Here is a 9,329-nt window from a genome sequence, read left to right as displayed (position 1 = left end):
CGCGCTGGCCGCCATGCTGATCCTGCGCCCGGGGGCGGGCGGCGCGGCGGCCCCTCTTTGCGAACCTTGTCATGATCATCTCCTCCACCACCGACTACCGAGCGGCCGCGCAAAAGCGCCTGCCGCCCTTTCTGTTCCACTACCTCGACGGCGGCGCCTATGCCGAGAAGACCCTGGCCCGCAACGTTGGCGACCTGGCCGACGTGGCGCTGCGCCAGCGCGTGCTCAAGGACATGAGCCGGCTGGACACCGGCATCGAGCTGTTCGGCGAGAAGTTCTCCATCCCGGTGGCGCTTGCGCCGGTGGGGCTGACCGGCATGTTCGCCCGCCGCGGCGAAGTGCAGGCCGCCACCGCCGCCGACCGCAAGGGCATACCGTTCACCATGTCCAGCGTCTCGGTCTGCCCCATCGAGGAGGTCGCGCCCCGGCTGGGCCGCCCGATGTGGTTCCAGCTCTATGTGCTCAAGGACCGGGGCTTCATGAAGAACGCGCTGGAGCGCGCGCAGGCCGCCGGCGTCTCCACCCTGGTGTTCACCGTGGACATGCCGGTGCCCGGCGCGCGCTACCGCGACGCGCACTCGGGCATGAGCGGCCCCAATGCCGCCATGCGTCGCTATCTGCAGGCCGCCATGCACCCGCACTGGGCGCTTGACGTGGGCCTGCTCGGCCGCCCGCACACGCTGGGCAACATCTCCACCTACAAGGGCCAGAACGTCAGCCTGGAAGACTACATGGGCTACCTGGGCGAGAACTTCGATCCCTCGATCTCGTGGCGCGACCTGGAGTGGATCCGCGACTTCTGGAAGGGCCCCATGCTCATCAAGGGCATTCTCGATGCCGAGGATGCCAGGGATGCGGTGCGCTTCGGCGCCGACGGCATCATCGTCTCCAACCATGGCGGGCGCCAGCTCGACGGCGTGCTCTCCTCGGCCCGCGCGCTGCCGCCGATCGCCGACGCGGTCAAGGGGCAGATCAAGATCCTGGCCGACTCCGGCATCCGCAACGGCCTGGACATCGTGCGCATGCTGGCGCTGGGCGCCGACTGCACCATGATCGGCCGCGCCTTCGTCTACGCGCTGGCCACCGCCGGCGAGGCCGGCGTGACCAATCTGCTGAACCTGCTGGAAAAGGAAATGCGCGTGGCGATGACGCTCACCAGCGTCAAGAACGTGGCCGAGATCAGCGGCAATCTGCTGGTGCGCGAAGGCTAGGGTGTGTCATTAATGGCTTTCGCGCAGGCAAGCCATTGATGCCACACCCTGGAGGAATCAGAACTCCGCGGTCATGCCCAGGTACAGGCGCCGGCCGTCGAGCGTCTTGCCGTAGTCGGCCAGGTTGACGTTCTTGTCCAGCAGGTTGTAGAGCCCGGTGAACAGCTGGATGCTGGGCGTGGCCTGGTAGGTGGCGCCGATGTCCACCAGGGTATAGGCCGGCAGTTGGGCCGTGCCGCCGTCGATGCTCTTGCTCTTGTAGCGGGCCTTGCCCCAGAGCTTGAATGCGCCGCTGAGGTTCCAGTCCGCGCCCAGGTTCAGCATGTGCTTGGGCAGGTTGTTCAGCGGCTTGCCGGCGTTCGGGCCGTCGTCCACCACGCTGTGCGTGAAGGTGTATGAGGTATTGAGCTTCGCGCGCCCCCAGGAGGTGGCGATCGGCATGCTGTAGGCCAGCTCCAGCCCCTTGATCTTGGCGGAGCTGACGTTGACATACTGGTTGATGCGCGAGCGCACTTCCCCGTTGTAGTGGCAGGCGGGGGCGGAGGTCGGGCTGCTGCAGATGGTCTGGGTGCTGATCTTGTCGCGGAAATCGGTCTTGTACGCGGTGATGCTGGCGTTCACATCCCGGGCGGGGGTCCAGCCCAGCCCGATTTCGTAGTTGGTGCTCTTCTCGGGCTTGAGATCCTTGTTGCCCATGTCCCAGGCCGCGCCCCGCGCCGCGATCTCGACGATGTTGTCGTCGGCCTGCTTGAGCGTGGGCGCCTTGTAGCCACCGCTGACGCCGCCCTTGAGGGTCAGGGCCTCGCTCATGCGGTACACGCCGTACAGGCGCGGAATCCATTCGCTGCCGTAGTGCTGGTTGCGGTCGTAGCGCAGGCCGCCCACCAGCGACAGGCTGTCGGTCAAGAAGTACTCGTCCTCGGCGAACAGCGCCATCTGCCAGCGATCGAGGTCGACGCTGCGCGAGCCCGGGAAGCGGCTGGCGTCGTGCGCGGTGTTTTCCTTCTTGTACTCGGCGCCGAACGAGATCATGTGCCTGGCAAGCGGCACCACGGTCTTGGTCTGCAGATAGTTGGCCTGGTACTGTGACTGGTAGGCGCCGTTGGTGACCTCCACGCGCTCGCGCGTGGCGAAGGAGTCGGTGCGGATGCCCGAGCCCCAGTCGATATCATGGGTCAGCGCGTAGTAGTTGCGCTCGTTCTGCACCGACCCCGCGGCGCCAGTGCGCTCGGTGCGCACGTTGTCGCCCGTGCCGTGCGTGGCCTCCAGGCCCAGGGTCTGGTTGTTGGCGAGCTTCCAGGCCAGCTTGGCGGTCAGGTCCTTGTTCTCGCGCGCGGCATAGCCGCCGGTGTACTGGTCCTCGTTGCGCTTGAAGCGCGAGCCATAGAGCGTCAGGCCCAGGCGGTCATCCACCAGGGGGCCGCTCAGGTAGAAGCGCTGCTGGTTTTCGTTGCCGGCCTGGGAGTTCTCCTGCAGCATGCCGCTGACCGTGGCGCTGCCGGTCCACCGCGTGGACACCTTCTTGGTGATGATGTTGATCACCCCGCCCAGGGCGCTGGAGCCATACAGCGACGACATGGGGCCGCGGATGACCTCGATGCGCTCGATGGCCGACATCGGCGGCAGCCAGTTGGCCAGCTGCGCGCCCCCAAAGCCGTTGTAGTAGGCCTGCGTGGAGCTGCCCAGCGGCTTGCCGTCCACCAGGAACAGGGCGTAGTCCTCGCCCAGGCCGCGGATATAGATCTGCGTGGATTCGATCTTGCCGCCCGCGCCGCCTTCGATGGTGACGCCGGGTATGTCGAGCAGCGCGTCGGTCACGTCGCGGTAGCGCTTGCCTTCGAGCTCTTCCTTGGTCACGACGGTGATGGAGGCCGGCGCGTCGGCCAGCGACTGCTCGTAGCCGGTGGCGGTCACCACCACCTCGGAGAGATGGGCTTCCTTGGCCTGCTGGGCCTGCGCCAGCAGCACCGGGCCAGCGGCCAGCAGGCAGGCGACGGCCTTGCCAACGGGGTTGAGCGGCTTGCAGGCAAATGCCTGCGGTGGCGAGGTCTGGGTCACGAAATACTCCCTTGGATGTTGAAGATTGGGGCGGATGGAGCGCTGCAGCCCCGGCGGCTGCGTTAAAGGGCCGGGGCCAGGCCCGCGCTCATCGGGAAATCAAGCACAGCGCCAGGCCCGAGACGGCGGCGATGGCCGCGGCGCGGCAGATGTGGCGCTCGCAGTAGGTAAGCATCAGCGCCAGGGCAACGGCCGAGAAGGCCAGCAGGCCCGTCCAGGCGGCCAGCGCGACGGACGGGCTCCAGCGCATCAGGCAGGGCAGCAGCGATAGGCCCAGCAAGGCATAGCCCCCCAGGCGCCAGAGCCTGAGCTGGCTGCCGCCGAGCGCATCGCGGTGCAGCTGATCGCGGTGGCGCTCCATGGTGGCGGCAATCGCGGTGAAGGCCGCGAAGGCCAGCAATAGCGAGGACCAGGCCATCATGACGCGCGCTCCAGCGGCGCCTGGGGCATGGCGGCCACGGCCCGGGCTGGTGCCGCCGCCTTGCCCGTGGCGGGCTTGAACAGCCACCAGGCGAGCGCGCCATGGGCCAACGCCAGCGCCAGCATCATCAAGTCGAAGCCGGCGATGCTCCACTGGCCATGGGCCAGCGTCTGCGCCAGCGAGCCGCCGCCCGTCAGCGGGTTGAGCAGGGGCAGCAGCGCGAACAGCACCGCCGCCAATGCCAGCTGTTCACGCCATGCCTTGCGGTGCGCGCGCAGCAGCGGATGCAGCAGGCACAGCAGCCAGGCGGTGAAGAAGCCGCGGATCTCCCAGTCGCTGCGCGCCGCCATGTCCGCGGGAATCAGGCGGTTGCACCAGAAATAGGCCGCGGTGGCCACCGAAAGGCCGGCGATGGAGCCCACGTTCAACACCTCCACCAGCCGGTGGCCACGCGGTGTGCGGCCCAGCTTGCGGCGCTCGGGCAGGCGCTTGACCACCCACAGCACCATGCCCGTGGCCGCCATGATGGTCCCCAGCACACCGCAGAGAAACAGCAGCCAGCGCAGCGCCGGCTCCGCGAACCGGCCCAGGTGCAGGCTGGTGAACACATTGCTGGTGGCGCGCACCCAGGAAACCCCCGGGTCCTGCGCAGCCTCGCGCAGCGCCCCGGTCGTGCCATCGAAGCTCATGCTGCGCGCGATGCCGCGATTGACCAGGCTGGCGCCGCCGCGCTCGCGCAGCTCGATCGTGGCCCGGACCGTGCCGGGCGCATTCACCGTGATGCCGCCCACGCCGCGCTCGGGCCAGCGCTGGCGGGCTTGCTCCAGCATCGGGCCAATCGGCGCCAGGGCCTGGAATCCGGCGGCCTCGCCCTGCGCCTGGCGCGGCCTGCGCTCGCCGCCGCCACCGGAGGCCGCTGCCTGGCGATTGCCGCGCAGCTCGGCAAAATAGGCCTGGCTGTCGCCGCCGTAGGCGGCCTGTACGCCCCAGGGCATCAGCATGTTCATCAGCAGCAGCAGGCCGCTGAAGGTGATGACGATATGGAACGGCAGCGCCAGCACCGCGGTGGCGTTGTGCGCATCCAGCCACGACCGCTGGCCCTTCCTGGGCCGGAAGGTGAAGAAGTCGGTGAAGATCTTCTTGTGCGTGATGACGCCGCTGATGATGGCGACGAACATCAGCATCGTGGCGATGCCCACGATCCACCGGCCCCAGATGCGCGGCATCGCGTAGAGCTCGAAGTGGAAGCGGTAGAGGAAGCTGGCGCCGCGGGTTTGGCGCGGCGCCAGCACTTCGCCGCTGGCGGCATCGATTTGCGCGCGCTTGATGCCGGCGCGGCCCGCGGGCGCACCCGCCTCGCGCCACGAGGCCTCGATCGCGGTCTGGCGTGGGCCGGGCAGGCCCAGCGACCAGCTCGTGGCGTTGGGCGCCATGGCCTGCATGGCCTGCAGCCCGCGCTGGGCCGTGCCCGCGTCTGCCACCGAGCGGTGCAGCTCGGGCCGCATCCAGTCGTCGATCTCGGCGCGGAAATAGCTCAGCGTGCCGGTAAAGAAGACCGCATAGAGCAGCCAGCCCAGCAGCAGGCCGCTCCAGGTGTGCAGCCAGGACATCGATTGCCGCAGGCCCTCGGGCTTGCCATCCACCCTCATGGCTGGCCTCCGGACTGGAGCAGCCAGGCCAGCAGGACCAGGCCCAGCGCGGGGATGGCGCAACCCGCCCAGGCGCGCCGCGCGCTGGCGCAGCCAAAGCACCACATGGCGGCAACGGCGTAGACGATGAACGACGCCATGGTGGCCGCCATGGTGGCATCGCTGCGGCTCAGGCCCAGGTGCGCAAAGCCCAGCGCCGCCGCCGCCGCAAAGGCCGCCGCCAGCGCGTATCCGCCACCCACGGCCGCCACGGCCCTGGAGGCCACCCTGGCGCGGTACCGGCGCAGGCTGGGGGCCGCGGCGGTTGAAACTGATTTACTCACAAAACTCTCTCATTCATGGCTATGCCAGACGGACCTTCGGCCGCCGTTCTTGCCGGCGGCCGAAGGTTGTCGTGGGCGTCTTTTCGAGGCGGCCACGGGCGCCGCCGTATCGATGCAGGCGCCGGGCCGGCAGCCCACCCCTCAGACACCGCGCCTTTGGGCCGCCTGCAAGCGGTTGATATAACAAAATGCTTATGATTCTCATTTTTACTAAACTTCCTGATCAACGTCTGACCAATGAAGCTGCTCGTTGTTGAAGACCATCAAGACCTGAGGGCGCTGCTGCAGCTGCACCTGGAGCGGATGGGGTTTGCGGTGGATACGGCATCGACCGCAAAAGATGCGCTGGATGCGATTGCCATCCATGATTTCGATGCGCTGATCCTCGATCTCGGGCTGCCCGACCTCGACGGCATGCAGGTGCTGGCCGCCTGCGAAAAGCGCCGCCAGCGAATTCCCTGCATCATCCTCACCGCCAGGGATGCGCTGGACAGCCGCGTGGCCGGCCTCAACTGCGGGGCCGACGACTATGTCCTCAAACCCTTCGAGCTCTCCGAGCTGGAGGCCCGCGTGCGCGCGGTGCTGCGCCGGGCCCAGGGCCGGGGCCAGCCCCGGCTGGGCTTGGGCAATGTGATGTTCGAAACCGACTCGCGCCATGCCACGGTGAACGGCACAGCCATTGACCTGCTGCGGCGCGAGGCCATGCTGCTGGAAGAGATGCTGCGCGTGTGGCCGCGGATCGTGGTCAAGGAACGCATGGAGGAGCACTTGTACGCCTCGCGCGAAAACGTGACCCTCAATGCGGTCGAGGCGCTGATCTCGCGCTTGCGCCGCAAGCTGCGCGACGGCGGCGCCAATGTGCAGATCGACACGGTGCGCGGCGTGGGCTATCGCATGGTCCTGCCCTCGGATGCCCATGAAAAGCACCAGTCTTAAGGGGCGCGTGCTGATGGGGCTGACCCTGTCGTTCGCCGCCGGGGCTGGTGCCTTGCTGCTGTCGCTGTACGACACCAGGGACCAGCTGCGCCGCGCGACGATGTTCATCCAGGCGCGCGAGATTGCCGATGGCTTCACCATGCAAAGCGACCCGCAGACCCTGCCCAAGCGCTATGCGGGCGCGGAGCTTTCGTACACCTTGTACTCGCCGGCGGGACAGGTGCTGTGGTTCTCCGACAACCTGAAGTCGCCGCGCCGCCTGCGCCTGCCGCCTGCCGACGAAGGGTTCCGGTTCTTTCAGCGGCCCATCTACAGCGGCCAGGTCATCAACATGGCGGCACCGCTGGCCGACGGCGCAACCCTGATGGTGGCCAAGCGCGACGAGCTGGAGCGCCAGCTCATCGGCGATCTCTTGCACACCAAGCTGCTGCAAAGCCTGGTCATGCTGGCTCCGGTGGGGCTGGCGGCCTTGCTGCTCATCTACTGGATGATGCGCTGGACGCTCAAGCCGGTGCAGGACGCCGCGCGCTTCGTGCAAGGCATGGGCCGCAGCGAGCCCCGCCCCATTCCGACCGGCGCCCTGCCCAGCGAACTGCTGCCGCTGGCCCATGCGGTCAACCGCTCGCTGGAGAAGCTGACGCAATCGCTGGCCAACGAAAAAAGACTGGTGGCGGATGCCGCCCATGAGCTGAGAACACCCCTGACCGTGCTCGACCTGCGCCTGCAGGAGGCGCGCAGCGATGCGGTGCCGGACTGGCGCGCCATCGATACGGATATCGGCTATCTGCGGCAGGTGACCGAACAGCTGCTGCTGCTGGCGCGCCAGGAGCAGGACCTGGGCGCGGGCGAAGCCGCCGGCGCCATGGCCACCACCCAGCTCACGCGCCTGGTCAGGGAAGTGGTCGCCGCCATGCTGCCCCTGTTCGAATCGCAATCCCGCCGCATCCATGTGGATGTGGCGGAGGCGGTGCGCTGCAAGGGCGACAAGAGCCTGCTGCAGACCGCGATCGGCAATGTGCTGGAAAATGCCTTCCACCACGGCCAGGGTGATGTCAGCATCGCGCTGCGCGCGGATGGCGAGGAGATCCGGCTGACGGTGGCGGACGAAGGGCCCGGCGTGCCCCCCGAGCGCCAGGAGGCCATGTTCATCCGTTTCAACAAGGGAGTGCCCGGCAGCAAGGGCGCGGGCCTGGGGCTGGCCATCACCAGAACGGTATTGCGCAACTGCGGCGGCGAAGTGCGCTTTGTGCAGTCCGCAAACTGCGTGCTCGAACTGCGCCTGCAGCCGGCGCCGGCATGAGCCGCCGGAGCAATGCTCAATGGCCGCCGATGTAGATGAACTTGAACAGGAACACGCCGCCGATCACCCACACCATCCAGTGCACTTCGCGGACGCGGCCGGTCAGCAGCTTGACCGCGGCGTAGGTGATGAAGCCGAACGCCAGGCCGTTGGCGATCGAATAGGTGAAGGGCATCATCAGCGCGGTGATGACCGCGGGAATCGCCTCGGTGGTCTCGCTCCAGTCGATCTCGGTCAGCTCCTTGAGCATCAGGCAGGCCACGAACAGCAGCGCGGGCGCGGTGGCGTAGGCCGGCACCACGCCGGCCAGCGGCGCGATGAACAAACAGGCCAGGAAGAGCACGGCCACCGTCAGCGCGGTCAGGCCGGTGCGCCCGCCCGCCTGCACGCCCGCGGCGCTCTCGACATAGGCGGTGGTGCTGGAGGTGCCCAGCAGCGAGCCGGCGAAGATCGCCGTGCTGTCGGCCAGCAGCGAGCGGTTGAGCCGCTCCATCTTGCCCGGCACCAGCAGGCCGGCGCGCTTGGCCACGCCCATCAGCGTGCCGGTGGCGTCGAACAGCTCCACCAGGAAGAACACCAGGATCACGTTCAGGATGCCGCCGGTCAGCGCGGCCTTCACATCCAGCTGCAGGAAGGTGGGCGCGATGGAGGGCGGCGCCGAGAAGATGCCATGGAACTCGTTGCCGCCCCAGATGAAGGAGCCGATAGTCACTGCGAGGATGCCGATCAGGATGGCGCCCGGCACCTTCAGGCGGTCCAGCGTCACGATCAGCAAGAAGCCCAGCGACGCCAGCACCACCGGCACCGAGTGCAGGTCGCCCAGCGTCACGAAGGTGGCGTCCGACTTGGCCACCACGCCCGCGCTCTTGAGCGCGATCAGCGCCAGGAACAAGCCGATGCCCACGGTGATCGACACCCGTATCGACTGCGGTATGCCCTTGATGATCAGCTCGCGCAGCCGGAAGATGGTCACCAGCATGAACAGGCAGCCCGACACGAACACCGCGCCCAGCGCCGCCTGCCAGGTGAAGCCCATGTGCAGCACCACCACGTAGGCGAAGTAGGCGTTGAGGCCCATGCCCGGCGCCAGCGCGATCGGGTAGTTGGCATACAGCGCCATGATGGTGGAGCCCAGCGCTGCGACCAGGCAGGTGGCGACGAACACCGCGCCCTTGGGCATGCCGGCGTCGCCGAGGATCGACGGGTTGACAAAGATGATGTAGGCCATCGTCAGGAAAGTGGTCAGGCCGGCAATCAGCTCCGTGCGTATGTTGGTGTTGTGCTCGCTGAGCTTGAACACCCGTTCGGTCCAGTTCATAGTAGTCTCCGTGTTGTTTTCACTGGGTGGCGCAACGGTGGAAAACGCGCCAGAAATCGGCCTCGCACCCCATGTGCGAAGCCCCGAAAAAGCAAGAATCAGGAAAGGCGCCG

The 9,329-nt window shown here is 67.6% G+C and carries 8 protein-coding genes; 3 read left to right on the top strand and 5 right to left on the bottom strand.

The features are described 5' to 3' along the window. The first annotated feature begins 71 nt into the window (after window positions 1-71). On the top strand, window positions 72-1,211 hold the full coding sequence (gene lldD / locus ACODRX_RS17950) for an FMN-dependent L-lactate dehydrogenase LldD (protein WP_488872899.1): 1,140 nt from the start codon (window positions 72-74) through the stop codon (window positions 1,209-1,211). A gap of 57 nt (window positions 1,212-1,268) precedes the next feature. Here the strand turns inward: lldD and ACODRX_RS17945 are convergent, their stop codons facing one another. The 4 genes from ACODRX_RS17945 to ACODRX_RS17930 all read right to left on the bottom strand — a co-directional run bounded on the left by ACODRX_RS17945 (window position 1,269) and on the right by ACODRX_RS17930 (window position 5,662). Continuing rightward, entirely contained in the window at window positions 1,269-3,269 is a 2,001-nt protein-coding gene (locus ACODRX_RS17945; RefSeq protein ID WP_488872898.1) for a TonB-dependent receptor domain-containing protein, read from the bottom strand. Window positions 3,270-3,357: 88 nt separating this feature from the next. Further along, on the bottom strand, window positions 3,358-3,690 hold the full coding sequence (locus tag ACODRX_RS17940) for a DUF3325 domain-containing protein (protein WP_488872897.1): 333 nt from the start codon (window positions 3,688-3,690) through the stop codon (window positions 3,358-3,360). Further along, on the bottom strand, window positions 3,687-5,339 hold the full coding sequence (locus ACODRX_RS17935) for a PepSY-associated TM helix domain-containing protein (RefSeq protein WP_488872896.1): 1,653 nt from the start codon (window positions 5,337-5,339) through the stop codon (window positions 3,687-3,689). Before ACODRX_RS17935 ends, ACODRX_RS17940 begins: the two co-directional genes overlap by 4 nt. Continuing rightward, window positions 5,336-5,662 (bottom strand): DUF3649 domain-containing protein, encoded by a 327-nt coding sequence (locus ACODRX_RS17930; protein ID WP_488872895.1) that lies wholly within the window; start codon window positions 5,660-5,662, stop codon window positions 5,336-5,338. The genes ACODRX_RS17935 and ACODRX_RS17930 overlap by 4 nt, the downstream gene beginning before the upstream one ends. 237 nt (window positions 5,663-5,899) lie before the next feature. On the opposite strand from ACODRX_RS17930, the gene ACODRX_RS17925 reads away from it, so the two are divergent. Both ACODRX_RS17925 and ACODRX_RS17920 read left to right on the top strand, forming a co-directional pair. Continuing rightward, on the top strand, window positions 5,900-6,598 hold the full coding sequence (locus ACODRX_RS17925) for a response regulator transcription factor (RefSeq protein ID WP_488872894.1): 699 nt from the start codon (window positions 5,900-5,902) through the stop codon (window positions 6,596-6,598). Then, the gene (locus tag ACODRX_RS17920) at window positions 6,579-7,898 is read left to right on the top strand and encodes a sensor histidine kinase (RefSeq protein ID WP_488872893.1); all 1,320 of its coding nucleotides are present in this window, start codon (window positions 6,579-6,581) and stop codon (window positions 7,896-7,898) included. Before ACODRX_RS17925 ends, ACODRX_RS17920 begins: the two co-directional genes overlap by 20 nt. A gap of 16 nt (window positions 7,899-7,914) precedes the next feature. Here the strand turns inward: ACODRX_RS17920 and ACODRX_RS17915 are convergent, their stop codons facing one another. Further along, window positions 7,915-9,216 carry an NCS2 family permease gene (locus ACODRX_RS17915; RefSeq protein ID WP_488872892.1) on the bottom strand — a complete coding sequence of 434 codons (1,302 nt, stop codon included), beginning with the start codon at window positions 9,214-9,216 and terminating at the stop codon, window positions 7,915-7,917. Between the last annotated feature and the right edge of the window lie 113 nt (window positions 9,217-9,329).

It is taken from the genome of Comamonas sp. FG99, assembly GCF_057808605.1.
This window is presented reverse-complemented; position numbering and strand designations above follow the sequence as displayed.

Excerpts from the sequence above, each read along its gene's own strand:
- lldD (WP_488872899.1), top strand. The coding sequence starts at position 72 with ATGATCATCTCCTCCACCACCGACTACCGAGCGGCCGCGCAAAAGCGC.
- ACODRX_RS17940 (WP_488872897.1), bottom strand. The coding sequence starts at position 3,690 with ATGATGGCCTGGTCCTCGCTATTGCTGGCCTTCGCGGCCTTCACCGCG.
- ACODRX_RS17935 (WP_488872896.1), bottom strand. The coding sequence starts at position 5,339 with ATGAGGGTGGATGGCAAGCCCGAGGGCCTGCGGCAATCGATGTCCTGG.
- ACODRX_RS17925 (WP_488872894.1), top strand. The coding sequence starts at position 5,900 with ATGAAGCTGCTCGTTGTTGAAGACCATCAAGACCTGAGGGCGCTGCTG.
- ACODRX_RS17920 (WP_488872893.1), top strand. The coding sequence starts at position 6,579 with ATGAAAAGCACCAGTCTTAAGGGGCGCGTGCTGATGGGGCTGACCCTG.
- ACODRX_RS17915 (WP_488872892.1), bottom strand. The coding sequence starts at position 9,216 with ATGAACTGGACCGAACGGGTGTTCAAGCTCAGCGAGCACAACACCAAC.